Genomic DNA, 26,923 nt, shown 5'->3' with positions numbered 1-26,923 from the left:
AAACGGGAGGTCGGCCACCGGCCATGAACATCGTCGTCTGCGTGAAGCAGGTCCCCGACACGGCGACCGAGCGCAAGCTGAGGTCCGATGACAAGACGCTCGACCGTGACGCCGCCGACGGCGTCATCAACGAGCTGTGCGAATACGCCGTCGAAGAGGCGCTGAAGGTCAAGGAGGCCCACGGCGGCGAGGTGACGGTGCTCACCATGGGCCCGGCCAAGGCCACCGACACCATCCGCAAGGCCCTGGCGATGGGCGCCGACAAGGCCGTCCACGTCGTCGACGACGGCCTGCACGGGTCGGACGCGCTGTCCACGTCGCACGCGCTGGCCCAGACGCTGAAGAAGATCGGGTTCGACCTGGTCATCCTCGGCTCGGAGTCCACCGACGCGCGCATGGGCGTGCTCGCCGCCATGCTGGCCGAGCGCCTCGGCACGCCGCAGCTCACCTTCGCCCGCAAGGTCGACATCGACGGCTCCTCGATCACGATCGAGCGGGTCACCGACTACGGCTTCGACCGCGTGCAGGCCACGCTGCCCGCCGTGATCTCGGTGGTCGAGAAGATCAACGAGCCGCGTTACCCGTCCTTCAAGGGCATCATGGCCGCCAAGAAGAAGCCGGTGCAGACCTTCGGCATCGCCGACGCCGAGATCGACGCCTCCGTGGTGGGCCTGGGCGGCGCGAGCAGCGAGGTGGCGGAGTTCGCCGTCGCCCCGGCGCGCGCGGCCGGCACCGTCGTCAAGGACGAGGGCGACGGCGGCTCCAAGGCCGCCGACTTCCTCGTGTCGAAGAAGTTCATCTAAGGAGGGGGGACCGATGGCTGAGATCCTGGTTCTCGTCGAACACGTCGACGGTGAGGTCAAGAAGGTCACCCTGGAGCTGCTGACGCTCGCGCGCTCGCTCGGCTCCCCGTCCGCGGTGTGGGCCGGCCCCGGCTACTCCGCCGAGGCCAAGGCCAGGCTGGCCGAGTTCGGCGCCGAGAAGGTCTACGTCGCCGACGCCGCCGACCTGCACGACTACCTCGTGGCGCCGAAGGCCGAGCTGCTGGCCCAGCTCGTCTCCTCGGCCGCTCCGGCGGCGGTCCTGGTGGCCGCGACCGCCGAGAGCAAGGAGGTCGCCGGGCGCCTGGCGATCAAGACCGGCTCGGGTGTCATCACCGACGCAGTGGGCCTCGGCGACGGCTTCGTGGCCGAGCAGTCGATCTTCGGCGGCGGCGTCAACGTCAGGTCCAAGGTGGGCCGGGGCACCCCGATCTTCGCGGTGCGCCCCAACGCCACCACCCCCGAGGCGTCCACGGGCGCGGCGGCCGAGGAGCCGGTGTCGGTGTCGGTGTCCGACGCCGCCAAGGTGTCCAAGGTGGTGGAGCGCGTCAAGGAGGAGAAGGGCGCGCGCCCGGAGCTGACCGAGGCCGCGATCGTGGTCTCCGGCGGTCGCGGGGTCGGCTCCGCCGAGAACTTCTCCGTCATCGAGAGGCTGGCAGACAGCCTCGGCGCCGCGGTCGGCGCCTCCCGCGCCGCGACCGACGCCGGCTGGTACCCGCACCAGTTCCAGGTGGGCCAGACGGGCAAGACGGTCTCGCCGCAGCTCTACATCGCGGCGGGCATCTCCGGCGCCATCCAGCACCGGGCCGGCATGCAGACCGCCAAGACGATCGTCGCGATCAACAAGGACCCGGAGGCGCCGATCTTCGAGCTGGCGGACTTCGGGGTGGTGGGCGACCTCAACCAGGTCGTCCCGCAGCTCACCGAGGAGATCGAGAAGCGCCGGTAGCGCAGGCGGCACGCCCCTAGACGGCGCCGCGCCCCCGTGGGTGCGGCGCCGTGCGCGTCCCGGCCGCGGTCAGGCCTTGTTGCGCAGGGGCACGTCGCGGATCAGCGGCCAGGTGAGCGCGAGGCCCAGCACGAAGGCGCCGATCCCCACCCCGGCGGTCATCGCCGCCGACGGCGAGAGGTTCAGGTCGATCACCCGCAGGAGCGGCAGCCGCAGCTCGCCGCCGGTGGCGGTCTCGGCCAGCACGGCCAGCAGGATCCCGACCGGGATCGTCAGCAGGCCGCCCGCCCCCCACCGGTAGAAGCCGGCGCCGATGAACGAGCCCCCGATGATCCAGACCAGGAACTCCAGCAGGTACTCGGCGAAGACGAGCGGCACCTGGGTCGGCTCGGTGAACAGGTGGGCCTGGGAGATCACCTGCGGCCGGTCCAGAAGGCCGTAGAGCGCCGTCTCCAGCAGGTAGCTGATCGTGATCAGGGCGGACAGGAACGGCGCGAACAGCGCCACGGTGACCGCCGCCTGCGCGCCGAACTCGCGGCGCGTCTGCCCGTGGGCGATGTAGAGCGGCAGGAACTGCCTGACCAGGGTGACCCCGGTGAAGAACGCGTACCAGCGGGGGAGCTGGGTGGCCTGCTCCCAGGCGCTCTGGTTGAGCTCGCCGAACAGCTCGACCGCCAGCGTGATGACCGTGACGAGCACGAGGTAGCCGGCCCACAGCATGACGGCGAACCACATGTTGGCGGCGAGCAGGCGGCTGGGAAACCTCATCGGGGGCCTCCGGTCAGGTGGACGAACAGGTCTTGCATGGCGATCGGCCCGAGGTCGAGTCCCGACTCCACGGCCCTCTTGCGCCGGACGTCGTCGAGATGGCCGTACACCATCGCCGACTTGGTGGGGCCGAGCTCCCTGGCGCCGAGCACCGTCATGCCCTCGGTGAAGGCGTCCACCTGAAGGATCGGCCCGGTCACCGACGTCCCCCGGGACAGCAGCGTCTCGGCCTCCTCCTGGACGAGCAGCCGGCCCCTGTCGATGATCAGCACCTCCTCGAACAGGGAGCTGACCTCCTCGATGAGGTGGGTCGACAGGATGATCGTCCGCGGGTGGGCCATGTAGTCGGCGAGCAGCGCGTCGTAGAAGGCGTGCCGGGCGGGCGCGTCCATGCCGAGGTAGGACTCGTCGAACATGGTCAGCGGCGCGCGCCCGGCCAGGCCCACGATGACGCCCAGCGCCGACCGCTGGCCCTTGGACATGCCGCTGACCTCCTTCTTCGGGTTGATGGCGAAGGTGTCCATCAGCGAGGCGGCCAGGGCGGCGTCCCAGTCGGGGCGCAGCCACTTGGCGAACTCCAGGGCGTCCTCCGCCGAGCTGATGTCGACGGTCTCGCCCGTGTCGCGGATCAGGCTGACCCGCCGGGTGACGTCCCGGTTCTCGAACACCGGCGCGCCGTCGACGCGGACGGTGCCTTCGGAGTGCTTGCGGAAGGCGGCGAGGACCGACAGCAGGCTCGTCTTGCCCGACCCGTTGCGGCCGAGCAGCCCGTAGATCTTCCCCGGCTCCAGGGAGAAGCTCATGCGGTCGAGCGCCGTGACGTCGCCGTAGCGCAGCACAAGGTCGTGCGCGTCGACCCTCATCGCGCCTCCAGCTCCTTGATACGGCCGATCACGTCGCCAAGAGGGATGCCGATGGCCTTGGCCTCGGCCACCATCGGGTCGACCACGTCGCTGAAGAACCCCTCGCGGGCCTTGGCCCTCAGCGTGTCCCGGGCGTCCGGGCTGACGAACATTCCGATACCTCGCTTCTTGTAGAGAACACCCTCGTCGACCAGATGCTGGAACGCCTTCGCGGCCGTCGCCGGGTTGATCCGGAAAAACGCCGCGTACTGATTGGTCGACATGACCTGCTGGTCGCCCTTCAACTCCTCGCTCAGCACCTCCGCCTTGATGCGGTCGGCTATCTGGCGATAGATCGGGCTCCGTTCGTCGAACATGGCACCCTGCTTCACTGGTTCATTACTCCACTAATGAACCGTAGAACGAGAACGGCCGCCCCGTCAACGCCGGGGCGGCCGTATGCGGTCGGGACTGGTGTGCGCGGGGTCGCGGCTCGGGGTCCCTTAGGGGCCGGCGAGCGTCGTGGCCCGGCCGGGCGGCTACGCCGCCAGCGGGGCCGGCTCGGGCTCGCCGAGCGGCTCGGCGGCCTCGGACGCGGCCAGGGGGGCGCGGGCGCCCCGGGACGGCAGGAAGTGCGCGGCGACGGCGATGACCACACCGAGACCGGCGGCGACGCCCAGCGCCACGCGCAGCGTCGCGGCGTGCGACAGGAAGCCGATCACCACCGGCCCGAGCAGCAGGCCCGCGTAGCCCATCGCGCTGGTCTGCGCGATCGCCGGGCCCGGCGTGCGGGTGGCCGCGCCCGCGAGCGAGATCGCCATCGGCGACACCGTCGCGACGGCCAGGCCCACGAGCACCATCCCCGCCACCGCGACCACCGCGGACGACGTCGTGACCACGAGGGCGAACGACGCGGCCGTGCCGAGCCCGGCGGCCATGAGCAGGCGACGCGAGCCCACGCGCCCGCGCAGGCGGTCGCCGGCGAGCCGGGAGACCAGCATGCCGGCCTCGAACAGCGGGTAGCCGAGCGCGGCAACCGCCTCCGGGGCGCCGATGGTGTCCCGCAGGAACAACCCGTTCCAGTCGGCCACGGCGCCCTCGACCATGAAGGCGGCGAAGGCGACGGCGCCGAGCAGGTACACGACCGCGGGCATCCTCGGCCGGGCCTGGCCGGGAAGGCGCGGCGCGGCGGCGGGGTCGGGCAGGTAGGCGCGGCTGAGCAGGAACGCGGCGGGCGCCGACACGGCGGCGACGAGGGCCAGGTTGGCGCTGAAGGACAGGCCCTGCCAGATCGCCACGGTGCCGAGCAGGCCCGCCGACATGGCGCCGACGCACCACCCGGCGTGCATGCCGTTCATCAGCGGGCGGCCGTAGGCGCGCTCGACGGCGGCGCCCTGGGCGTTCATGGCCACGTCGACCACGCCGAAGAACATGCCGAACAGGGCGGCCGCCGCCAGCAGCAGCGAGAAGGTGGGGGCGAACGCCACGCCGGCGAGGGCCGCCGCGCACAGCGGCGCGCCGGCGCGCAGCACGGCGCGGCTGCCCACGCGTGCCATCACGGCGCGCATGCTCTGCATGCTCACCAGAGCGCCGAGGCCCCACGCGAGCAGGACGACGCCCACCGCGGCCTCGGATATGCCCAGCTTGTCGGTCATGGCGGGAATGCGCACGGTGAACGTGCCGCACATCAGTCCGGCGGCGGCGAAGGTGAGGACCACGCCGTGGCGGGCGGTCCTCAGTGCGCGAGTCATCACAGGCTCCATTTCGGTACGGGGGAGGAAAAACGGCGGGCTCGCGCGCGGCCCGCGCGGGGGGACACGCGAGGGGGCGCGGCGGCCGTTCGAGGTGGTCGTCAGGGTGGTCGTTCGAGGCGGCGGATCGGGGCGGCCGTCCGGGGGCATGCCGACCGGTGTCAGGCGGCTGGGGGCGTGCCGCGCCTCCGCCCTCATGACCACGGGCCCGGGACGGGTCCGTCGTACGAGGAGTGGCCTCGCCTGTGTGGCCTCACACCTCGGTCCTGTGGCCTCCCCGGACGCGACGGCGGTCCGGTGGACGCGGCAGACGGCTTTCGGGGGCGCCACGGAGGGCCGCGAGGGACGACGAGGCCCGACCGCCGGCTACGAGGACCCGAGGGCGTGACGAGCGGCCTGGACCGGCGGCCCACGACGAGCGGGCCGTGCGGACGCGGAACACCTCACCGCGCCGGGGAGGCGGCCGGGCCGCCCACCGTTCACGGGGAGGCGATCGGGCCGCTGCCCGCGTATGGGAGGCGGTCGGGCCGTTCCCCCCGCATGCGGGAGGCGGTCGGGCCGCTCCCCGGTAACCCGGAAAGCGATCGGGCCGCTCACCGCGTACGGAAGGCGGTCGGACCGCCCACCGCGTACGGGAGGTGCTTAGGCTGCTCCCCGGTAACCCGGGAGGCGGCCGGGCCGTCCACCGCCTACGGAGGGAGGGAGGCAGGCCGTCCGGCCGGTCAGCCGGGGGGCAGGAGCGCGCGCAGGCGCTGGTACAGCTCCTCGTACTGGGCCTCGTCGTAGAAGGCGGGGTCGTGGGTCGCGACCTCCCACAGGCCCTCGCAGGCGAGCCGGACGATCCGGGCGGCCATCGGGTCGGGCTCGGACTCCATGCCCTCCCGGTGCCACCGGGCCATCGCCTCGCGGAGCGGGGCGAGTAAGTGGGGGTCGCCGGCCGCGCCGGTGACCACCGCCCAGCGTCGCAGCCGGCCGCTCCTGACGGCGGCGAACGTGGCCGCGAGGTAGGCGCGGCTGTAGGAGCTCTCGTCCTGGGCGGCGACCAGCTCGTCGAAGTCGGCGACGAGGCGCTCGATCATGCCCCTGATGAGCGCTTCCTTGGTGCTGAAGTGGTAGAGAAGGCCGCCTTTGCTCACGCCGGCGCGCTCGGCCGCCGCGGACAGGGTGAGACACTGGGCCCCCTGCTCGGCCAGCAGGGCCTCCGCCGCGTTCAAGAGCTCGTCCCTTCTCATGCCCGGTACTGTACCGTCCGGACGGTACAGTCGGCAAATTCGGTAGTCTGGATGGCGATGGCATACCTCGACCACGCGGCGACCACGCCGATGCACCCCGAAGCGATCAAGGCGATGACCGCCCAGCTCGAACTGGTCGGCAACGCCTCGTCCCTGCACGCCTCCGGCCGGCGCACCCGCAGGGTGGTCGAGGAGGCCCGTGAGACGATCGCCGACGCTCTGGGCGCCCGCCCGAGCGAGGTCGTCTTCACCTCCGGCGGCACCGAGGCCGACAACCTCGCCATCAAGGGGCTCTACTGGGCCCGGCGCGCCGCCTCCGGAGCCGACCGCGTCCTGGTCGGCGCCGTCGAGCACCACGCCGTGCTCGACCCCGCCCACTGGCTGCACGAGCGGCAGGGGGCGTCGGTCGAGATGCTGGAGGTCGACGAGCACGGCCGCGTCCAGCCCGGAACGCTGCGCGCGGCGATCGAGCGCGACCCCGGCCGTGTCGCCCTGGTGTGCGTCATGTGGGCCAACAACGAGGTCGGCACCGTCCAGCCGGTCCGCGAGCTGGCCGCCGTCGCCGCCGAACACGGCATCCCCTTCCACAGCGACGCCGTGCAGGCGGTCGGGCAGCTCCCGGTGTCGTTCGCCGAGTCCGGCGTGGCGTCGATGGCGGTGTCCGGCCACAAGGTGGGCGGCCCGATGGGCGTGGGAGCCCTGCTGCTCGCCAGGGGCGTCGACCCCGTCCCCGTCATCCACGGCGGCGGGCAGGAGCGCGACGTGCGCTCCGGCACGCTCGACGCCCCCGCCGCCGCCGGCTTCGCCGCGGCCCTGCGCGTCGCGGTCGGCGACCGCGAGGAGAACACGGCCCGCCTGCGCGCGCTGCGCGAGGAACTGGTGGCCAGGGTGCGCGCCGCCGTCCCCGACGTCGTGCTGAACGGCCATCCCGACGACCACCTGCCCGGCATCGCCCACTTCACCTTCCCCGGCTGCGAGGGCGACGCGCTCCTGATGCTGCTCGACGCCAAGGGGGTGGAGTGCTCCACCGGCTCCGCCTGCTCGGCGGGCGTCGCCCAGCCCTCGCACGTCCTGCTCGCCATGGGGGCGGACGCCACACGGGCCCGCGGCTCCCTCCGCTTCTCCCTGGGCCACACGTCGACACGGGATGACCTCGACCGCCTGGCCGAGGTCATCGCGCCCGCCGTCGACCGGGCCCGCCGCGCCGGCCTGACCTGAGCCGCCCATGGAGTCTCCAGTGACTGGAGGCTTCATAATCGGCCCATGGCGCACAACCGCGACGGGTACACGATCGGGCGGCTCTCCAAGCTGTCCGGGCTGCCGGTGAAGACCATCCGGTTCTACTCCGACGCCGGCGTGCTGCCCGAGCGAGACCGCACGCCCGCCGGGTACCGGCTCTACGGCGAGGAGGACCTCGCGCGCCTGGAGCTGGTGCGCACACTGCGGGAGGTCGGGGTCGACCTGGCCACCATCAGGTCGCTGGGCGAGCGCGACCTGCGGCAGGTTCTCGCGCTGCACCTTCGCACCGTCGAGACCCGGCTCAGGGCGCTGCAGCGCACCCGCGCCGTGCTTCGGGCGACGCTGGACAAGCCCGACCCGTCCGAGGCCGACCTGCACCGTCTGAACTCCCTCGGCCGCCTCGGCGCGGCCGAGCGCGACGCGCTGCTGGACGCCTTCGTGGCGGAGGTCGGCGGCGGCAACGCCGCGCGCGAGCGGTGGCTGACCGGGCTGCGCGACGCCATGATCCCCGAACTGCCCGCCGAGCCCACGGTCGAGCAACTGGACGCCTGGCTGGAGCTCGCCGAGCTGCTCTCGGACGAGGAGTACCGGGCCGGCCTGCGGGCCCGCAGCGACGCATTCTGGAAGCGGCAGCAGGAGTCGCCGCCCATGGACCTCTCCGCCTGGCACGAGGTGAACGACGCCCTGGAGCGCACCGTGACGACGGCGATCGCCCGCGGCGTGGACGCCGGGTCGCCGGAGGCGGGCCCGGTGCTCGACGAGGTGATGGCCCTGCTCGGGAGGGTGTACGGCGAGCGCGACAGCCCCGAGTACCGCCGCTCGACGGCACGGGCGTACGAGGAGCACGACCCGCGTGCCACCCGGCAGTGGCAGCTCGCCGCCGTCATCCAGGGCACCCCGTGGCCGCCCCCGCAGACCGTCGTCCACGAGTGGATCGCCGCAGCCCTGCGCGCCCACGCGCCGACGGACACCTGACCGTCCCGCCCCCTCAGGCCCGATGGCAGGCCTCGTCCCGCCGCGCCCCGCCTCCGGCCCCGGGGAGGAGCCGGAACCGGCCGGGGACGGGCGAACCGGTCTAAGGGCGGATGGAAGAGCCGAGGCCGGCTCGGGAGAGTCAGCTCAGGAACGGGGAGACGACGAGCCAGCCCGGGTCGGGGGCGACGTCGACGGTGGGGGTGCCCTCGCGCCAGGTGGCGGCCAGCTCCTCGACGCGCGAGGCGGCGTCGCTGTCGGGGTCGGCGTAGACGTGGTAGACGCGGGCGCCCTCGGTGCTCATGTGGAGGGCGAGCAGCGCGTCGCCCCGCAGGCCGTCGAGCAGGCCGGACAGCCTCTCCTCGAACGCCAGGAGCGCCGCGGCGGAGCCGCCGGCGGGCAGGCCGTCCTCGTCGGAGTCGTCGTAGGGCAGGGTGACCGTGACGTGCTGGTCGAACAGGGGGTGGTCGACCGGGCGCAGCGGATGGCGCACGGTGGCGAGCAGGCGCGCGCCCGTGGCCGTCTGGCCCTCCATCAGCGCCCACTGCTCGTCCTGGTATCCCGAGGCGAGGTCGGCGACGACGGCCGGGAGGTGGACGGCGGACACGGCGTCGATCGGCTCGAACCCGGCGGCCACGATGTCGCCCACCCACCGGGCGACCTCGTCCTCGCCGAGGACCGAGTCGAGGGCGAGGACGGCGGCCTCCATGCGGGTGTCGTCGTCGAGGTCGGGGAAGAGCGGGTGGTAGACGGAGACGTCGACCCGGGGCGACCCGTTCGGCACCCGCAGCCCCAGCACCAGCTTGTCGAGCGAGAAGGCCCGCCCCGCGACGTCGAGCACCAGGGCCGAGACGTCCGCGCCGGCCGGGCGGGAGGGGTGGTACTCCCAGTCGGCGTCGGCGGGCGGTGCGGCCCGGGCCCAGCGGTGCGCCAGCGGGCGCAGCTCGGGATCGCCGCCCGCCGAGACGACCAGGGCGTGCCGCGCCGTCGTGCCCGGCACGACGTCCCAGACCAGCGAGGGGTCCAGGGCCGCGACCGCGGGCTCCACCCGCTCGGCGAGCCCCGTGACGTCACCCGTCCCGACCAGGGGGCCGAGCCCCGGCCGGGCCTGCTCCCACCACGCCCAGAATGCGGCGATGCCCTCTGCCGAGCCCTCGGCCCCGCCTGACTCGCCGTCCCGCCCGAACAGTCGCATGACCCCCGATCCTTCCAGCCCCGCCCCCCATACGCCAACGCGGCGCCCCCCGGAACACCGACTCGCCGACCGGCCGTATCCCGGCGCCCAGCTTCCTTCCGCCGCACGGCCGTCTCGCGGCGCCCGGCCTCCTTGCGGCGCACGGCCCGCCTCCTGGCACCCGGCCGCACCCCGTCCGCGTGATGGCCCCGGGAGCGGGGCCGAGAGGCGACGCCGGTACACGCCGTCCGGCGGTGGGCGGGTAACCTCGGTACGTTATGAGTCTTCGAGTGCTTGCCGCCATGTCGGGCGGCGTCGACTCCGCGGTGGCGGCCGCCCGCGCCGCCGAGGCCGGTCACGATGTCACGGGCGTCCACCTGGCGCTGTCGGCCAATCCCCAGTCGTACCGCACCGGCGCCCGCGGCTGCTGCACGCTGGAGGACTCCCGCGACGCCCGCCGCGCCGCCGACGTGATCGGCATCCCGTTCTACGTGTGGGACATGGCCGAGCGGTTCCACCGCGACGTCGTGGAGGACTTCGTCAGCGAGTACGCCGCCGGGCGCACGCCCAACCCGTGTCTGCGCTGCAACGAGAAGATCAAGTTCGAGGCGGTGCTCGACCGGGCGCTGGCGCTGGGCTTCGACGCCGTCGTCACCGGCCACCACGCCCGGCTGTCCGACGGGGTGCTGCGCCGCAGCGCCGACGCCGGCAAAGACCAGTCGTACGTCCTCGGCGTGCTCACCCGAGAGCAGCTCGCGCACGCGATGTTCCCGCTCGGCGACTCCACCAAGGCGCAGGTCCGCGAGGAGGCCGCCGCCCGCGGGCTCGCCGTGGCCGCCAAGCCCGACAGTCACGACGTCTGCTTCATCGCCGACGGCGACACCCGCGGCTTCCTCGCCGAGCGCCTGGGCGCCGAGCCCGGCCCGATCGTCGACGAGTCCGGCGCGGTCGTGGGCTCGCACGCCGGCTCGTACGGCTTCACGATCGGCCAGCGCAAGGGCCTGCACATCGACCGCCCCACCGCCGACGGCCGTCCCCGCTACGTGCTCTCCATCGAGCCCGTCTCCAACACCGTGACCGTCGGCCCCCGGTCGTCCCTGGCCGTGCGCTCCATCGTCGCCGAACGCCCCGTCTGGAACGGCCCCCTGCCCGCCCCGCACGCCCCCGTGGCGTGCGACGTCCAGCTCCGCGCCCACGGCGAGGTCTATCCCTGCCGGGCCCAGCTCTCCGGCGACCTCCTGAACATAGAGCTCGACACCCCCGCCACCGGCGTGGCCGCGGGCCAGGCGGCCGTCCTGTACCACTCCGACACCGTCCTGGGCTCCGCCACCATCACCTCCTCCACCTGACCGCCGGCGGCGCCGCACCGGGCTGGGCGAAGGCGCCATGTCAGGCGGGAGGGATGCAACCGCGCCGAAGGCGTCATGTCAGGCGGGGAGGGTCACGCTCTCGCCGGGCTTCAGGCGGCGGAAGTCGGCGTTCTGGGCCTTGGCCCGGCGCGCGAGGATGCCGTCGACCAGGGAGAGGCCCGCGTCGTTGTAGAGGCCGTCGTGGATGGAGTACGCGCGCTGGGGGGCGACCTCCAGCAGGTAGTCGACGTACTCCGCGGCCTTCAGCCAGGGGCCGGAGGTGGGGGTCAGCAGGGTGCCGACGGGGGTGCCGGGCACGGTGAAGGCGTCTCCGGGGTGGAAGAGCTCGCCCTCGACCAGGAAGCCGATGTTCTGCACCACCGGCATGTCCAAGGCGATCTTCGCGTGCTCGCGGCCGGTCACGCCGACGTCGAAGCCGGCCGCGGTGAAGGCGTCGCCGTCGCCGACCACGGTCACCTTGGCCCTGACGCCGTCGAGCTTCTCGGCGACCGAGGCGCAGGTCCAGATCGGCACCTCGGGGCCGAGGGAGGCCAGGCGTTCCACGTCCAGATGGTCGAAGTGCTCGTGCGTGATCAGCACGGCGTTCGCGCCGTCGAGCGCGGACGCCTCGGTCAGGCCACCCGGGTCGAGGATCAGGGTGGCGCCGTCCTTCTCGAGCCGCACGCAGGCGTGCCCGTGTTTGGTGAGCTTCATCTCCTCATCATCGCGCCTTCCCCGTCCCGCCGTCCGGCGGAGGGGCCGTGGAGGCTCGTCGCGGCCGGCCGCCCGGGAGTCCCTAAGCTTGCGGGCTGTGAGCGAGTATCCGTGGAGTCCGGCCGCCGCGACCGGGGTCGGCTCCCACCCTGGTCAAGATCATGTCGAGGCGCTGCGCATGGTCTTCGGCGAGCTGCCCGACCTGCCCTACCTTCCGGAGCTGCCGGGGCGGGGGGTGGGCGCCGACATGACGGGGCGCACGGCCTCGCTGCTGGTCGAGCTGCCGGTCGAGGTGCAGCCGTCCGGCTGGCGCTTCACCGACCGGCCGGGGCGGGACGTCCACCGGGCGCGCGACCACCTGTCCCGCGACCTGGACGCCCTTGAGGAGATCGCCCACGACTACGAGGGGCCGCTGAAGATCCAGGCCTGCGGGCCGTGGACGCTCGCGGCCACCATCGAGCTGCGGTACGGCGACAAGACCCTCGCCGACCCCGGGGCCGTGCGCGACCTCGCCGCGTCCCTGGCCGAAGGGCTGGCCGGGCACGTCGCCGCCGTCCGGGCCCGCGTGCCGGGGGCCACGGTGCTGCTCCAGCTCGACGAGCCGGGCCTGCCCGGCGTGCTGGCCGGAAGCGTGCCGACGGCCTCCGGCTTCGGGCGGCTGAACGCCGTCGAGCCCCCGGTCGCCGTCGAGCGGCTGCGCACCGTCCTGCCCGAGGACGTCTTCACCCTGGTGCACTGCTGCGCGCCCGACGTGCCCTTCGACGTGCTGCGCACGGCCGGTTTCCAGGGCGTCTCCCTCGACCTCGGCCTGCTGCGCCGCCGCGACGAGGACCGCGTCGGCGAGGCGATCGAGGCGGGGACGGCCTTCTTCCTCGGCGTGGTCCCCGGCACCGACGCCCCGCAGCGGGACATCGGGGTCGTCGCACGGCCCGCCGTCGAGCTGTGGAACCGGCTCGGCTTCGACCCCGCCAAGCTGGCGGGGCAGGTCGTGCTGACCCCGGCCTGCGGCCTCGCCGGGGCCTCCGTCCCCTACGCCCGCGCGGCCCTGGCCCGCTGCCGCGAGGCCGCCCGCGTCCTCGGCGAGGACCCCGAGGTCCGTGACGACCGTGAGGGCCGCGACCCGGGCCGGGGACGCCGCTGACCGGGCCGGCCGGAAGCCCGGTGACACCCGAGGCACCGGTGGCCGTGAGCCGGTCGGCCCACGGGGCCTCCGGATCGGGACGCTGGTGACGAAGGGGGAGTGGGGTGCCCCTTCGTGACCGGGGCTGTGCCCTCGGTGGCATTGACGCCACCCGCCCGATTCGTGGAGAAATGTCGGTGGCGGGTGGCATGGTGGGGGTAACGATTCCCCAGGTAGAGCGCCTGTACGGACGCGCGAGCGCTGGTCGCTGCCCGTAGCGTTCTCCTTGGGTTCGACGGACGAGGGGAGACGGCATGGCTGCCGAGGTGGAGGGCGTTCCCGTGGACGCGCTGGAGCGCCACGCCGAGCTGGCCGAGCTGGCCGATGACGCCAACTGGCGCTACTACGTGCTCGACGCGCCCACCGTGAGCGACGGCGAGTACGACCAGTGGATGCGCGAGCTGCGCGAGCTGGAGGAGGCGCATCCCAGCCTGCGGACGCCCGACTCGCCGACGCAGAAGGTCGGCGCGCCGATCTCCTCGGAGTTCGCGCCCGTCCGGCACCTGAGGCGGCTCGAAAGCCTCGACAACGCGTTCAACGCGGCCGACCTCGCCGGGTGGCAGGCCAGGGCCGAGCGGCTCCTGGAGATCGACCCGGGCCCCTACCTGTGCGAGCTCAAGGTCGACGGCCTGGCCATCGACCTGGTGTACGAGAAGGGCCGCCTGGTCAGGGGCGCCACCCGGGGCGACGGGCGGGTGGGCGACGACGTCACCCCCAACGTGCGCACGCTCGCCAACATCCCGCACCGCCTGACCGGCGACGACCTGCCCGACGTGCTGGAGGTCCGCGGGGAGGTCTACCTGACCCTCGACGGCTTCGAGAAGCTCAACGAGCAGCTCGTCGCGTCGGGGAAGCCGCCGTTCGCCAACCCCCGCAACTCGGCCGCCGGGTCGCTGCGCCAGAAGGACCCGCGCGTCACCGCCCAGCGCGACCTGAAGATGATCGTCCACGGGGTCGGCGTCTGGGAGGGCGGCACCCCGCCGCCGGCGACGCAGTCGGCGGTCTACGAGCGGCTGCGCGACCTCGGCCTGCCGGTCAGCGGGCTGTACCGCGTCGTCGAGAGCCTCACCGAGATCGAGGAGTTCGTCGAGCACTACCGCGAGCACCGCCACGACACCGAGTACGAGATCGACGGCGTCGTGGTGAAGATCGACAGAATCGAGCTGCAGCGCCAGCTCGGCTCCACCTCGCGCGCCCCCCGGTGGGCCATCGCCTTCAAGTACCCGCCCCAGGAGGTCAACACCAAGCTCCTGGACATCCAGGTAGGCGTCGGCCGCACCGGCCGCGTCACCCCGTACGGCGTGATGAAGCCCGTGGTCGTCGCCGGGTCGACGGTCGAGCGCGCGACCCTGCACAACGCCTCGGAGGTCGCGCGCAAGGGCGTGCTCATCGGCGACACCATCGTCCTGCGCAAGGCCGGCGACGTCATCCCCGAGATCGTCGGCCCGGTCGCCGCCCTGCGCGACGGCACCGAGCGCGAGTTCGTGATGCCCACCCACTGCCCCGAGTGCGGCACCGAGCTGCGCCGCATGAAGGAGGCGGACGTCGACATCCGGTGTCCCAACGCCCGCTCCTGCCCGGCGCAGCTGCGCGAGCGCATCTTCTTCGCGGCCGGGCGCGGCGCGTTCGACATCGAAGGGCTCGGCTACGTCGCCGCGACCGCGCTGACGGCTCCGCTGCCGCCGCAGGAGCCGCCGGTGCGCACCGAGGCCGACCTGTTCGACCTCACCATGGAGCAGCTGCTGCCCATCAGGTCGGTCGTCCGCGACCCCGACACCGGCCTGCCCAAGACCGACCCGGAGACCGGCGAGCAGAAGATCGTCACGTTCTTCGCCAACATGAGCGGCGAGCCCAGCAAGAACGCCGAGCGCATGCTGGAGCAGCTCGGCAAGGCCAAGGCGCAGCCGTTGTGGCGTGTGCTGGTGGCTCTGTCGATCAGGCATGTGGGCCCGACGGCCGCGCAGGCCCTGGCCGCGGCGTTCCTGTCGCTCGACCGCGTGTTCGGCGCCACGGAGGAGGAGCTGGCCGTCGTCGAGGGCGTCGGCCCGACGATCGCCGCGTCGATCCGCGAGTGGTACGCCGAGGAGTGGCACCGCGAGATCGTCGAGCGCTGGAAGGCGGCGGGGGTGCGCGCGCAGGACGAGCCCCCGGCGGCGCAGGGCCCGCAGCTCCTGGCGGGCCTGACGCTGGTGGTCACCGGCACGCTGGCCGGCTTCACCCGGGACGAGGCGGGCGAGGCCATCGCGGCCCGGGGCGGCAAGGTCACCGGCTCGGTGTCGAAGAAGACCGCCTTCCTCGTCGCGGGGGAGAACGCCGGCTCCAAGTTCGACAAGGCCACGAAGCTCGGCGTCCCGATCCTGGACGAGGACGGCTTCCGCACGCTCCTGGACGAGGGCCCGGACGCCGTAACCCCCGTGGCGGCCCCGGACGCGGAGGCGGGCGCCCTCGCCGAGGACGCGCCGGAGGCCGAGGCCGGGGGGCCGGCCCCCGAGGCCGAGCAGGCGACCGCCTGAGAGGGCGATGGCGGGAGGGGAGCTAAATATTTCAATAAAACGGCGATTGAGTCATCCGAGACCGGTGGTGATTGCGATAGCTGAAGAGGCGCTCTCCCGAAATATCCGGTGACGGACTGTGCCCAACCGGTTTCGCGAAGTGGCCCAGAGGTCGTACTCTCCCATAGTGACCTCTTGGGGGTTTACTTGCCTATGACGGACCCATCCGACACGCGCGACACCGGCCCGCGGCCTTACTCCCCGCTCTGGACCTTCCTGACGGGAGTCATCGTCACCGGGTTCGCCGCGCTGTTCGTCGCCGAGGTGCGCCTCGGCGTCGGCGAGCTGGTGGCGCTGGCGCGCACCTCGCTCTTCTGGGTGCTCGTGGTGCTGGTCGTGCTCGGGGAGCTCCGGCCCATCGTGGTGTCCAGCTCGCGGCTCGCCGGCGGCACCGCGACCTCCACGCTGTTCACCTTCGCCGTCCTGCTGTACCACGGCCTGTCGGTGGCGATCCTCATACACGCGCTCGCGCTGGTGGTGAGCGGCCTGCTCCATCGGCGGTCCTGGCACCGCACGGCGTTCAACGTCTCGCAGGTGACGCTGGCCTCCACGGCGGCCGCGGTGGTGCTCGGCGCCTTCGGGCACCATCCGCATCCGTCGTCCCCCTGGGTGCCCGAGGGCGCCGAGATCATCGCGGTCACGCTGGCGGCCCTCGCCTACTTCGTCGTCCGGGGCGTGCTGGTCTGCGCGGCCGTGGCCCTGCACGAGCGCCGGTCGGTGCTGCGGGTGCTCCGCGCGACCATCGGCCACCAGAGCCTGGTGTACGCCGCGCTCCTCGGCCTGGCCCCACTCGTGGTGGTGGTCATGAGCCGCTCCCCGGCCCTGGTGCCGCTGTTCGTGGCGCCGCTCGCGACGATGTACTTCACCGCCTCGCTGTCGGTCCGCCGCGACCACCAGGCCATGCACGACGGGCTCACCTCCCTGCCCAACCGCAAGCTGCTGATCCTGCGCACCGAGGAGGCCCTGGCCGAGGCCAGGACCGGCGAGCGCGTCGGCCTGCTGCTGCTCGACCTCGACCGGTTCAAGGAGGTCAACGACACGCTCGGGCACCCCGTGGGCGACCGGCTGCTGCAGATCGTCGCGCACCGGCTCACCCACAGCGTGCGGCCCGGCGACGTCGTGGCCCGGCTCGGCGGCGACGAGTTCGCCGTCCTGCTGCCCAAGGTGCGCGACGCCGCCGCCGCCCGCGAGGTCGCCGCGCGCCTTCGGGCCGCGCTCACCGAGCCGGTGCGGCTGGAGGGCATGGTCTTCGACCTGGACGCCTCGGTCGGCATCGCGCTGTACCCCGACCACGCGCCCGACTTCGAGCTGCTGCTCCAGCGGTCGGACGTCGCCATGTACTTCGCCAAGGAAGGGCGCACCGGGGTCGAGGTGTACGTCGCGGAGCGTGACCGCAACTCCCCCGAGCGGCTCAACCTGCTGGGCGACCTGCGCCGGGCGATCGGCGGCAGCGAGCTTCAGCTGCACTACCAGCCCAAGGTGTGCCTGAGCACCGGCGCGGTCGAGGGGGTGGAGGCCCTGCTGCGGTGGTGGCATCCCGGCCGCGGGCCGGTGTCCCCGGTCGACTTCATCCCGCTGGCCGAGCAGTCGTACCTGATGCGGCAGATCACCCAGCACGTGATCGACGCGGCCCTGGAGCAGGCGGCCCGCTGGTGGCACTCCGGGCTCAAGGTGCCCGTCTCGATCAACGTGTCGGCCCGCGACCTGCTCGACTCGGCGCTGCCCGACCTGCTGGAGGCCGGGCTCGACCGCCTGCGGCTGCCGCCGCGCGCGATCCAGCTTGAGGTGACCGAGCGCGTGTTGATGACCGACCAGGCCTACGCCGCCGACTCGGTGCACGCCCTGGTCGAGCTGGGCATCCCGCTCGCGCTGGACGACTTCGGCACCGGCTACTCCTCGCTGGTCCGGCTCCAGCGCCTCCCGGTGTGCGAGGTGAAGATCGACGGCTCCTTCGTCCAGCGGCTGGGCAAGTCGGTGGACGACGAGCGCATCGTGCGCTCGATCGTCGACCTCGTGCGCTCGCTCGGCCTCCGGTCGGTGGCCGAGGGGGTGGAGACCGAGGAGGTGGCCGGCCTCCTGCGCGAGATGGGCTGCGACGCCGCCCAGGGCTGGCGCTTCGCCGAGCCCATGCCCGCCGCGGAGGTCACCGAGTGGCTCAGGGCCCGCCCCTTGGCCGCGGTCTCGGCCGGCCGCTGCGAGTCGGCCGAGTTCACCGCCCTGTAGAGCGGTTCCCCGGCCAGGCGCCGTGAGAGGTGTGCGGCCTCTGCGGTGGTATGTCAGGCCCCCGTGGAACAGGTAATGGTTCGGTCACCTTCGGCCGCGAGCCCTAGGATGACACTGTCCGATTGCCATCCATGAAACGGGTTGACGACTCATGTCCGCCATAACCCGCGACGAGGTCGCGCACCTCGCCCGGCTGTCCCGGCTGGCGCTGGCCGACGCCGAGCTCGACCACTACGCCGCGCAGCTCGACCAGATCATCGTCTCGGTCGCGCGCGTCGCGGAGGTCGCGACCGAGGACATCCCGCCGTCCTCGCACGCGCTGCCGCTCACCAACGTCTACCGCCCCGACCAGGCGCGGCCCAGCCTGTCGCCGGAGCAGGCGCTGGCGGCCGCCCCCGCCGTCGAGGACGACCGTTTCCGGGTGCCGCGCATCCTCGGGGAGGAGGCATGAGCCTCACCGGGAAGACCGCCGCGGAGCTCGGCGCCCTGCTGGCCGCGGGCGAGGTCTCGGCCGTCGAAGTCGCCCAGGCCCACCTCGACCGCATCGCCGAGGTCGACGGCCGGGTGCACGCGTTCCTGCACGTGGGCGCCGAGTCGGCGCTGGAGCAGGCCCGCTCGGTCGACGCCAGGCGCGCGGCCGGCGAGGAGCTCGGGCCGCTCGCGGGCGTGCCGATCGCGCACAAGGACGTCTTCACGACCGTCGACATGCCGACCACGGCCGGCTCCAAGATCCTTGAGGGCTACCGCCCGCCCTACGACGCCACGGTCACCACGCGCCTGCGCGAGGCCGGGCTGGTCATCCTCGGCAAGACCAACCTCGACGAGTTCGCCATGGGCTCCTCGACCGAGAACTCCGCCTACGGCCCCACGTGCAACCCGTGGGATCTCGGCCGCATCCCCGGCGGCTCCTCCGGCGGCTCCAGCGCGGCGGTCGCCTCCTACCAGGCGCCGCTGTCCACCGGCACCGACACCGGCGGCTCGATCCGCCAGCCGGCGGCCGTCACCGGCATCGTCGGCATGAAGCCCACCTACGGCGGCTCCTCCCGGTACGGGCTGATCGCCTTCGCCTCCTCGCTCGACACCCCGGGCCCGTTCGCCCGCAACGTGCTGGACGCCGCGCTGCTGCACGAGGCCTTCTCCGGCCACGACGTCATGGACTCCACCTCCATCCACGCCGCCGTGCCGCCGGTCGTCGAGGCGGCCCGCCAGGGCGACATCGCCGGCCTGCGCGTCGGGGTCGTCAAGGAGTTCGCGGGCGAGGGCTACCAGCGCGGCGTGCTCGCCCGCTTCCAGGAGGCCGTCGACCTGCTGGAGTCCCTGGGCGCCAAGGTCGTCGAGCTGTCCTGCCCGAGCTTCACCTACGCCCTGCCGGCCTACTACCTCATCGCGCCGTCCGAGGCCTCGTCCAACCTGGCCAGGTTCGACGGCATGCGGTACGGCCTGCGCGTCGGCGACGACGGCACCCGCAGCGCCGAGGAGGTCATGGCGCTCACCCGGGCGGCCGGCTTCGGCCCGGAGGTCAAGCGGCGCATCATGCTGGGCACCTACGCCCTGTCCAGCGGCTACTACGACGCCTACTACGGCTCGGCGCAGAAGGTCCGCACGCTGATCGCGCGCGACTTCGAGGCCGCGTTCCACCAGGTCGACGTGCTGGTGTCGCCGACCACGCCGACCACCGCGTTCCCGATCGGCGAGCGCGCCGACGACCCGATGGCGATGTACCTCGCCGACCTGTGCACCATCCCGGCCAACCTGGCCGGCAACGCCGCCATCTCCGTGCCCTGCGGCCTGGCCGACGAGGACGGCCTGCCGGTCGGCCTGCAGATCATGGCGCCCGTCCTGGGCGACGACCGCTGCTACCGGGTGGGCGCCGCCGTCGAGAAGGCCCTGCGGGACCGCTGGGGCGGCCCGCTGCTGAAGGAGGCTCCGGCCCTGTGACGACCACGCGCACCGCCATGCCCTACGACGAGGCCCTTGAGCGCTTCGAGCCGGTGCTGGGTCTGGAGACCCACGTCGAGCTGGGAACGGCGTCCAAGATGTTCTGCGGGTGCCCCACCGCCTTCGGCGCCCCGCCGAACACGCACGTCTGCCCGGTGTGCCTGGCGCTGCCGGGCGCGCTGCCGGTGGCCAACGACAAGGCGATCGAGTCGACGATCCGCATCGGCCTGGCGCTCAACTGCACCATCGCCGAGTGGTGCCGCATGGCCCGCAAGAACTACTTCTATCCGGACATGCCGAAGAACTACCAGATCAGCCAGTACGACGAGCCCCTGTGCACCGACGGCTACCTCGACGTCGAGGTCGACGGCAAGACCGTCCGCATCGAGATCGAGCGCGTCCACCTGGAGGAGGACACCGGCAAGTCCACCCACGTGGGCGGGGCCACCGGCCGCATCCAGGGCGCCGACTACTCGATCGTCGACTACAACCGCGCGGGCATCCCGCTGGTCGAGATCGTCACCAAGCCGGTGCCCGGCACCGACCGCCTCGCGCCCGAGGTCGCCAAGGCCTACGTCACCGAGCTGCGTGAGCTCATGCGCGCGCTGGGGGTGTCCGACGTCCGCATGGAGGAGGGCTCCCTGCGGTGCGACGTCAACGTCTCGCTGATGCCGCGCGGGTCGAGCGAGTGGGGCACCCGCACCGAGACCAAGAACGTCAACTCCCTGCGCAGCGTCGAGCGGGCGGTGCGCGGCGAGATCGAGCGACAGGCGGCGATCCTCGCCGACGGCGGCCGCATCGTGCAGGAGACCCGGCACTTCCACGAGGACACCGGCGTCACCACCTCGGGCCGGTCCAAGGAGGAGGCGCAGGACTACCGCTACTTCCCCGAGCCCGACCTTCTGCCGATCGCCCCGTCCCCCGAGTGGGTCGAGGAGCTGCGCGCGGGGCTTCCCGAGCTGCCGAGCCTCCGGCGCCGGCGGCTGCAGGACGAGTGGGGCGTCTCCGACCTCGACATGGCGGCGATGCACAACGCCGGCGCCATCGAGCTGGTGGAGGCCACGGTCGGGCAGGGCGTGCCCGCCGCCGACGCCCGCAAGTGGTGGATGGGCGAGCTGGCGCGCCGCGCCAACGAGTCCGGCACGCCGCTGGCCGAGCTGCCGATCACGCCCGAGCAGATCGCCCGGGTGGTCGAGCTGGTGGCCTCCGGCGCGCTGAACGACAAGCTGGCCCGCCAGGTGCTCGAAGGGGTTCTCGCGGGGGAGGGCACCCCCGACGAGGTGGTCGAGGCCAGGGGCCTGCGCATCGTCAGCGACGAGGGCGAGCTGTCCTCGATCATCGACCAGGTGCTGGCCGCCAACGCCGACGCCGTCGAGAAGGTCCGCTCCGGCAAGATCGCCGCCGCGGGCGCCCTCGTCGGCGGCGTGATGAAGGCCAGCCGGGGCAAGGCCGACGCCGCCCGGGCCCGGGAGCTGATCCTGGAGAAGCTCGGCGTCAGCGGCTGACTCCCGCCGCGCACCCGCGCCGTCGTACGCGGCGCCGTCCTCGCCCGGCCGGGCGTCGCGCACCCGGCCGGGCGGCACGGCGCCGGGCGGTGGAACGATTCCGCCTCGGCCGATGCGCGGCGCGGCACGGGGGCCCGGGAAGCCCGATGGGGCCGGGGGGGATTTCCTCTGCCGGTGGGAACGGATTCATCCCCCGATGTAGAAGAATTCGGCAGTGAACCTGGTTTAGGGTGATGCGGGGGAAACGGTCTGCAGCGGGAGGAGACGGAGGCGTGCGGAACGCCGGAGCTTCCATAGACCCGCCGCCCGATCCGTTCGCGGCGGTTCGCCCGGACACCCCCGTGACACTGCCCGCCGACCGGCAGCTCGCCAAAGACGGCCAGACGGAGAAACCCCCCATCAGGCGCGGGAAGTTACCCCGCGGGGTGACCCCCCTCCCCCCCGGTGTATCGCCGGACATCTTCCCGCCGACGCCGCCGTCCGGCACGGGCGGCCAGACCCAGCCGAGCCTGCTTCCCCCTCCCGCGCCGCCCGCCGAGCCGTGGCCCATGACCGCGAGCGTGCGCCGCAGCGGCGACCCGCGAGAGTCCAGTCCCTCCGTCGTCATCGCCCCGGAGCCCGCCGAGGAGAGCGGGGGGCGGCTTCGCCTGCCGCTGGCGGTCCTGGGCGGGATCTTCCTGATCTTCCTGCTCGTCTACGGCATCCCCGCGACCTACATGTGGGGCAGGGTGCTGCCGGGCACCCACGTGTCCGACGTGCAGATCGGCGGCCTCAGCGAGACGGACGCGATCGACCGCGTGCGCGAGCGCTTCGAGGGGCACGACGAGGAGAGCGTCGCGCTCACGCTCGGCGGGCGCCGGGTGGCCGTGGTCGACCCGCGCGAGGCCGGGCTGACCATCGACGTCCAGGCCACCATCGACGACGCGCACACGGGGTTCCCGAGCCCGGTCGCCGTCTGGCAGGCGCTCACCGGCGAACGCGACCTGGCGCCGCGCGTCTCGCTGAACGCCACCAAGCTCGACCAGCGCATCCGCAAGGTCGCCGCCACCGTCGACCGCCCGGCCCGCGAGGGCTCGATCGTCTACGAGGGCACCACACCCAAGATCGTCGTGCCCAGGGACGGCGCGCTGCTCGACCGGCGCGGCACCGGAGAGGCGATCAAACGCGCCTTCCTCGACCCGCCCGCCTCGGTCGCGCTGCCGGTAGTCCGGGTGCGCCCGAAGACCCCGCAGGCGGCGTTCACCGGCTCGCTGGCCACGGCCCGCCGCGCGGTGTCGGCCCCGATCACCCTGGTGAACGGCGACAGGCGCGCGCGCCTGTCGCCGTCGCTCATCGCGGCCAACCTCACGTTCACCCCCGACCAGGACGGCACGGTGCGCCCCCGGTTCGACGCCGCCAAGGCGGTCGCCGGTCTGGAGACCACGCTCGTCGGCGTCGCCGAGGCGCCGCGCGACGCCGGGTTCTCCATCGTCGACGGCGCTCCCCGGCTCGTCCACGCCCGCAGCGGCAAGGGCGTGAACACCGACCAGCTCGCCGCGGCCGTGGTCAGGGTGGTCACCGAGGGCGGCGGCCGCACCATCCCGGTCTCGCTGGCCGTCACCGCGCCCGCGCTCGGCGACCAGGACGTGCAGGGGCTCGGCATCACCGAGACCATCGGGGAGTTCACCTCCCACTACCCGTGCTGCGCCCCCCGGGTGACCAACATCCACAAGGCCGCCGACCTGGTGGACGGCCGGCTGGTGAAGCCGGGCGAGACGTTCTCGCTGAACGAGGTGGTCGGCGAGCCGTCGGCCGGCCGCGGGTTCGTCCAGGCGCAGATGATCCAGGACGACCATCTGGTCGTCGGCATGGGCGGCGGCATCTCCCAGCTCGCCACCACGATGTACAACGCGGTCTTCATCGCGGGGCTGGAGGAGGTGGAGCGCACGCCGCACCGGTTTCACGTGTCCCGCTACCCCGTCGGTCTCGACGCGGCGGTGTCCTACCCCGAGCTGGACCTGCGGTGGCGCAACAACAGCGACAACGGGGTGCTGGTCAAGGCCGCCTACACCAGCACGTCGGTGACGGTGACCCTGTGGGGCACCCGGGAGTACGACCGGGTGGCGCTGGAGACCTCCGGCCGCACCGACATCACCCAGCCCGAGACGCGGACGGAGTCCGGCGCGGACTGCATCCCGATGGACGGCGCCGTCGGGTTCACCGTGACCGTCACGCGCGCCTTCTTCAAGAACGCCGAGCTGGTCAAGCGCGACCGGCCGGTCACGACGGTGTACGATCCCGAGCCCCGGCTGCTCTGCCAGCCCCGAGGGCGCGACTCCGGCGGCGAGTCGACCGAGAACGGCCGCCCGCCGACCGACGACGCCGTGCCGCCGGCGCTTCCCCAGCGCCCCACCGACGGCGACAGGGGGCGCGACAAGAAGCCCAAGTCGCAGGGGAAGCCCGACAAGAAGCCCAAGCTGAACTCCAAGCTCTAGCGGACGGCCGCGCTTCGGCGGGGCCCGGAGCTGTGGCATGGTGGTGGCGTGACGTTGGACGACCTCGTCCGGCTGCGCCGGGCCCGTGACCTGATCGACCGCGAGTACGCCAAGCCGCTCGACGTCCCCGCGCTGGCGCACGCCGCCCTCATGTCACCGGGCCACTTCTCCCGCAGCTTCCGCGCCGCCTTCGGGGAGACGCCGTACAGCTACCTGATGACGCGCCGCATCGAGCGGGCCAAGGCCCTGCTGCGGCGGGGCGACCTCTCGGTGACGGAGGTCTGCTTCGCGGTCGGCTGTACGTCGCTGGGGTCGTTCAGCTCGCGGTTCACCGAGCTGGTCGGCGAGAGCCCGAGCGCCTACCGGGCCCGCCGCCACGACGAGGGCGCCGCCATCCCGGCCTGCGTCGCCAAGATCCACACCAGACCGGTCAGGAATGGAGAAGCGAAGTCCGCCTCCCCGCCCGTAGCGTGAAACCCATGGACATCAAGCTTTCAACCTGCTTCATCGCCGTCGACGACCACGACAAGGCGATCGCCTTCTACCGGGACGTGCTGGGCCTGGAGGTGCGCAACGACGTCGGGTTCGAGGGGATGCGCTGGGTGACGGTCGGCGCGCCGTCGCAGCCCGACCTGGACATCGTCCTCGAACCGCCCCTCGCGAACCCGAACGCCTCGCCCGCCGACAAGGAGGCCATGGCGGAGCTGCTCGCCAAGGGCAACCTGCGCGGCGTCATCTTCACGAGCGACGACTGCGACGCCACCTTCGAGCGCATCCGCGCCGCCGGCGGCGAGGTGCTGCAGGAGCCGATCGACCAGCCGTACGGCGTCCGCGACTGCGCCTTCCGCGACCCGTCCGGCAACATGCTGCGCTTCAACCAGGCCCGCAAGCAGTGAGCCCCGGCCCGGCGGACCGGGCGCTTCCCCGCCGGCCGGGGTGAGGCGGGCCGGCGGGGGCGCCGACCGGCCCCGCCCCGGCGGGGCCGGCCGAGGCCGCCGTCAGCGGGCGGGGACGAGGAGGATGCGGTCGTCGCCGGGGGCGGGGTAGCCGCGGCCGTCCTGGTTGCTGGTGCTCACGTAGAGACTGCCGTCCGGAGCCGTCGCGATCGCGCGCAGCCGGCCGTAGCGGCCGTCGTAGTGGGCGACGGGCTCGCCGGCCCTGCCGCCGCTCACCGGCACCTGCCACAGCCGGGTGCCGCGCAGCGCCGCCATCCACAGCGACCCGTTCGCATAGGCCAGGCCGGACGGCGACGCCTCGTCGGTCGTCCAGGTCACCAGCGGGTCGGTGAAGCCGTCGCGGTCGCCCACGCCCTCGACCTCGGGCCAGCCGTAGTTGCGGCCCTTCTCGATCAGGTTGACCTCGTCGTAGGTGTTCTGGCCGAACTCCGACGCGTACATGCGCCCCTCGTCGTCCCAGGCCATGCCCTGGACGTTGCGGTGCCCGTAGCTCCAGATCACGTTCTGGAAGGGGTTGCCGGGGGCGGGCCGCCCGTCGGCGGTCATGCGCAGGATCTTGCCGCCCAGCGAGCCGAGCGCCTGCGACAGCGGCCGGTCGCCGGCCTCGCCGGTGGAGGCGTACAGGTAGCCGTCGGGGCCGAACTCCAGCCGCCCGCCGTTGTGGTTGCCGCCCTTGGGGATGCCGCTCAGGATGGTCCGCGCGTCGCTCAGGCCGCCGTCGTAGCGGTAGCGGACGACGCGGTTCTCGGTCTCGGCGGTGAAGTACACGAAGATCTGGCGATCTCGCTCGTACTCGGGGGAGACCGCCACGCCGAGCAGGCCGCCCTCCCCGGTGGCCACCACGCCTTCGACCACCCCCACCTCGGTGGCCTTCCCGGCCCGCGTCACGCGCAGCAGGCGCGCCGTGTCGCGCTCGGTCACCAGCGCGTCGCCGCCGGGCAGGAAGGCGATCGCCCACGGCACCCGCAGCCCGTCGACCAGCGTTCTCGGCTCACCCGGGGCGGGCGCCGTAGTGCCCTCCGGCGCCGGGGAACCCCCGGCGGGGGCGCTGGCGGCCGGGGACGGCCCCGCGCCGCCGCCCGCGCGTTCGGCGGCGCCCGAGGTGCACCCGGCCACCAGCGCGGGCACGAGCACGGCCGCCGCGAGCGCGAGCAGCCTCGCGACGGCGCGGCCCGGGCGTGCGACGGGTGTGGCCGGGCGGGACCATCGTTGTGTCATCGTCGACCTCCTGCGTTCCATACTGGTGCCTCGCCCGCGTGGTTCCCGATACGGGGGCCGCTTCTCTTAGGGTTGGCGTTCATGAAGATCTGGGCCCCCTCGCAGGCCATCGTCGACGCACTGGCCGACCTGCCCGACGTCGAGTGCGTCGTGTACGACGGCGGCCCCCGCCCGCCCGAGGGGGCGCAGGAGGTGGAGGTCTGGATCCCGCCCCTGATGCCGCCGGCCCTGACGGCCGAGCTCCTGGGCCGCATGCCGAAGCTGCGCCTGCTGCAGACGGTGACGGCGGGGGTCGAACGCTACCGCCCCCACCTGCCCGAAGGGGTGATCCTCTGCAACGCGCGCGGCGTCCACGAGGCCGGCACCGCCGAGTGGGCGGTCGGCGCGATGATCGCCGTGCTGCGCGACTTCCCCGAGTTCGCGGCGGCCAAGGAGCGCGGCGAGTGGGCGTACCACCACACGGGCGTGCTGGCCGACGGCACCGTGCTGATCGTCGGCTACGGATCCATCGGGCAGGCCCTGGAGCGGCGGCTCCAGGGGTTCGAGGTCGACATCGTGCGCGTCGCCAGGACGGCGCGCGAGGGCGTGCACGGGGAGGACGAGCTGCCGGGGCTGCTGCCGCGCGCGGACGTCGTGGTGCTCCTGGTGCCCGCCACGGGCGGCACGGCCGGCATGGTGGACGCCGCGTTCCTGGCGCGCATGAAGGACGGCGCGGTGCTGGTGAACGCCTCCAGGGGCGGGGTGGTGCACACCGGCGCGCTCGTCGCCGAGCTGCGGACCGGCCGGCTGCGGGCCGCGCTGGACGTCACCGACCCCGAGCCGCTCCCGCCCGGCCACCCCCTGTGGACCGCGCCCGGCGTGCTCCTCACCCCTCACGTGGCCGGCAGCACCCCGGCGTCGCTGCGGCGCTCCTGCAAGCTCGTCCGATCCCAGATGCTGAGATACCTGTCCGGTGAACCGCTGAACAACGTGATCACGGGTTCGTACTGAGCGACTTGACAGCCCGCGCTGACTCCGACCGATAGGAAAGCAAACCCAAGCCGTGGCTGCCTCGTGACCTCTGCTG

23 protein-coding genes are annotated in these 26,923 nt (G+C 73.2%); 15 read left to right on the top strand and 8 right to left on the bottom strand.

The genetic code is table 11. The features are described 5' to 3' along the window. The first annotated feature begins 23 nt into the window (after nt 1-23). Both PYR91_RS19730 and PYR91_RS19725 read left to right on the top strand, forming a co-directional pair. The gene (locus PYR91_RS19730; RefSeq protein WP_279781517.1) at nt 24-803 is read left to right on the top strand and encodes an electron transfer flavoprotein subunit beta/FixA family protein; all 780 of its coding nucleotides are present in this window, start codon (nt 24-26) and stop codon (nt 801-803) included. A gap of 13 nt (nt 804-816) precedes the next feature. After that, nucleotides 817-1,770 carry an electron transfer flavoprotein subunit alpha/FixB family protein gene (locus PYR91_RS19725; RefSeq protein WP_279781515.1) on the top strand — a complete coding sequence of 318 codons (954 nt, stop codon included), beginning with the start codon at nt 817-819 and terminating at the stop codon, nt 1,768-1,770. A gap of 69 nt (nt 1,771-1,839) precedes the next feature. Here the strand turns inward: PYR91_RS19725 and PYR91_RS19720 are convergent, their stop codons facing one another. The 5 genes from PYR91_RS19720 to PYR91_RS19700 all read right to left on the bottom strand — a co-directional run bounded on the left by PYR91_RS19720 (nt 1,840) and on the right by PYR91_RS19700 (nt 6,363). Continuing rightward, nucleotides 1,840-2,538, bottom strand: a complete 699-nt coding sequence (locus tag PYR91_RS19720; RefSeq protein WP_279781514.1) for a hypothetical protein — start codon at nt 2,536-2,538, stop codon at nt 1,840-1,842. Then, a complete protein-coding gene (locus PYR91_RS19715; protein WP_279781512.1) occupies nt 2,535-3,401 on the bottom strand; it encodes an ABC transporter ATP-binding protein in 867 nt (288 codons plus the stop codon). Before PYR91_RS19715 ends, PYR91_RS19720 begins: the two co-directional genes overlap by 4 nt. Beyond that, the gene (locus tag PYR91_RS19710; RefSeq protein WP_279781510.1) at nt 3,398-3,757 is read right to left on the bottom strand and encodes a GntR family transcriptional regulator; all 360 of its coding nucleotides are present in this window, start codon (nt 3,755-3,757) and stop codon (nt 3,398-3,400) included. The genes PYR91_RS19715 and PYR91_RS19710 overlap by 4 nt, the downstream gene beginning before the upstream one ends. 162 nt (nt 3,758-3,919) lie before the next feature. Further along, the gene (locus tag PYR91_RS19705) at nt 3,920-5,131 is read right to left on the bottom strand and encodes an MFS transporter (protein WP_279781509.1); all 1,212 of its coding nucleotides are present in this window, start codon (nt 5,129-5,131) and stop codon (nt 3,920-3,922) included. Between the two features lie 722 nt (nt 5,132-5,853). Then, nucleotides 5,854-6,363: a TetR/AcrR family transcriptional regulator gene (locus PYR91_RS19700; protein ID WP_279781507.1), complete on the bottom strand. Its 510-nt coding sequence runs from the start codon at nt 6,361-6,363 to the stop codon at nt 5,854-5,856. A 57-nt stretch (nt 6,364-6,420) separates the two neighbouring features. Here PYR91_RS19700 and PYR91_RS19695 point away from each other — a divergent pair, with 57 nt between their 5' ends. Both PYR91_RS19695 and PYR91_RS19690 read left to right on the top strand, forming a co-directional pair. Continuing rightward, on the top strand, nt 6,421-7,581 hold the full coding sequence (locus tag PYR91_RS19695) for a cysteine desulfurase family protein (protein ID WP_279781506.1): 1,161 nt from the start codon (nt 6,421-6,423) through the stop codon (nt 7,579-7,581). 45 nt (nt 7,582-7,626) lie between these two features. Further along, on the top strand, nt 7,627-8,577 hold the full coding sequence (locus PYR91_RS19690) for a MerR family transcriptional regulator (protein ID WP_279781505.1): 951 nt from the start codon (nt 7,627-7,629) through the stop codon (nt 8,575-8,577). 139 nt (nt 8,578-8,716) lie between these two features. Here PYR91_RS19690 and PYR91_RS19685 read toward each other — a convergent pair whose 3' ends face one another. Further along, entirely contained in the window at nt 8,717-9,769 is a 1,053-nt protein-coding gene (locus PYR91_RS19685) for a DUF695 domain-containing protein (RefSeq protein ID WP_279781504.1), read from the bottom strand. Between the two features lie 257 nt (nt 9,770-10,026). On the opposite strand from PYR91_RS19685, the gene mnmA reads away from it, so the two are divergent. Continuing rightward, nucleotides 10,027-11,097 carry a tRNA 2-thiouridine(34) synthase MnmA gene (mnmA, locus tag PYR91_RS19680; RefSeq protein ID WP_279781503.1) on the top strand — a complete coding sequence of 357 codons (1,071 nt, stop codon included), beginning with the start codon at nt 10,027-10,029 and terminating at the stop codon, nt 11,095-11,097. A 78-nt stretch (nt 11,098-11,175) separates the two neighbouring features. On the opposite strand, the gene PYR91_RS19675 is transcribed toward mnmA, so the two are convergent. After that, nucleotides 11,176-11,811 carry an MBL fold metallo-hydrolase gene (locus PYR91_RS19675; protein ID WP_279781501.1) on the bottom strand — a complete coding sequence of 212 codons (636 nt, stop codon included), beginning with the start codon at nt 11,809-11,811 and terminating at the stop codon, nt 11,176-11,178. 97 nt (nt 11,812-11,908) lie between these two features. Here PYR91_RS19675 and PYR91_RS19670 point away from each other — a divergent pair, with 97 nt between their 5' ends. From PYR91_RS19670 to PYR91_RS19630, 9 genes are all read left to right on the top strand, one after another. Next, nucleotides 11,909-12,952, top strand: a complete 1,044-nt coding sequence (locus tag PYR91_RS19670) for a methionine synthase (protein ID WP_279781499.1) — start codon at nt 11,909-11,911, stop codon at nt 12,950-12,952. 293 nt (nt 12,953-13,245) lie between these two features. Further along, nucleotides 13,246-15,504 (top strand): NAD-dependent DNA ligase LigA, encoded by a 2,259-nt coding sequence (gene ligA, locus PYR91_RS19665; RefSeq protein ID WP_279781498.1) that lies wholly within the window; start codon nt 13,246-13,248, stop codon nt 15,502-15,504. Nucleotides 15,505-15,696: 192 nt separating this feature from the next. Further along, entirely contained in the window at nt 15,697-17,766 is a 2,070-nt protein-coding gene (locus PYR91_RS19660; protein WP_279781496.1) for an EAL domain-containing protein, read from the top strand. A 151-nt stretch (nt 17,767-17,917) separates the two neighbouring features. Next, nucleotides 17,918-18,217, top strand: coding sequence for an Asp-tRNA(Asn)/Glu-tRNA(Gln) amidotransferase subunit GatC (gatC, locus tag PYR91_RS19655; protein ID WP_279781494.1), 300 nt, complete (start codon nt 17,918-17,920; stop codon nt 18,215-18,217). Further along, nucleotides 18,214-19,704, top strand: a complete 1,491-nt coding sequence (gene gatA, locus PYR91_RS19650) for an Asp-tRNA(Asn)/Glu-tRNA(Gln) amidotransferase subunit GatA (protein WP_279781492.1) — start codon at nt 18,214-18,216, stop codon at nt 19,702-19,704. The genes gatC and gatA overlap by 4 nt, the downstream gene beginning before the upstream one ends. Before the next feature lie 17 nt (nt 19,705-19,721). Then, the gene (gatB, locus tag PYR91_RS19645) at nt 19,722-21,209 is read left to right on the top strand and encodes an Asp-tRNA(Asn)/Glu-tRNA(Gln) amidotransferase subunit GatB (RefSeq protein ID WP_279781783.1); all 1,488 of its coding nucleotides are present in this window, start codon (nt 19,722-19,724) and stop codon (nt 21,207-21,209) included. A 548-nt stretch (nt 21,210-21,757) separates the two neighbouring features. After that, nucleotides 21,758-23,683, top strand: a complete 1,926-nt coding sequence (locus tag PYR91_RS19640) for a VanW family protein (RefSeq protein WP_279781490.1) — start codon at nt 21,758-21,760, stop codon at nt 23,681-23,683. Between the two features lie 48 nt (nt 23,684-23,731). Further along, the gene (locus PYR91_RS19635) at nt 23,732-24,157 is read left to right on the top strand and encodes a helix-turn-helix transcriptional regulator (RefSeq protein ID WP_279781488.1); all 426 of its coding nucleotides are present in this window, start codon (nt 23,732-23,734) and stop codon (nt 24,155-24,157) included. 5 nt (nt 24,158-24,162) lie between these two features. Continuing rightward, entirely contained in the window at nt 24,163-24,579 is a 417-nt protein-coding gene (locus tag PYR91_RS19630; RefSeq protein ID WP_279781486.1) for a VOC family protein, read from the top strand. Between the two features lie 102 nt (nt 24,580-24,681). Here PYR91_RS19630 and PYR91_RS19625 read toward each other — a convergent pair whose 3' ends face one another. Further along, nucleotides 24,682-25,857 (bottom strand): PQQ-dependent sugar dehydrogenase, encoded by a 1,176-nt coding sequence (locus PYR91_RS19625; protein WP_279781485.1) that lies wholly within the window; start codon nt 25,855-25,857, stop codon nt 24,682-24,684. 81 nt (nt 25,858-25,938) lie between these two features. Between PYR91_RS19625 and PYR91_RS19620 the strand changes: the two genes are divergently transcribed. Beyond that, complete coding sequence (locus tag PYR91_RS19620; protein WP_279781483.1) at nt 25,939-26,847, top strand: 2-hydroxyacid dehydrogenase; 909 nt, start codon at nt 25,939-25,941, stop codon at nt 26,845-26,847. Nucleotides 26,848-26,923: the final 76 nt, after the last annotated feature.

This window comes from Sphaerisporangium sp. TRM90804 (assembly GCF_029846175.1).
Lineage (GTDB): Bacteria > Actinomycetota > Actinomycetes > Streptosporangiales > Streptosporangiaceae > Sphaerisporangium.
Note: the sequence above shows the minus strand (reverse complement) of the source record. Positions and strands in the feature narration are given on the sequence as shown.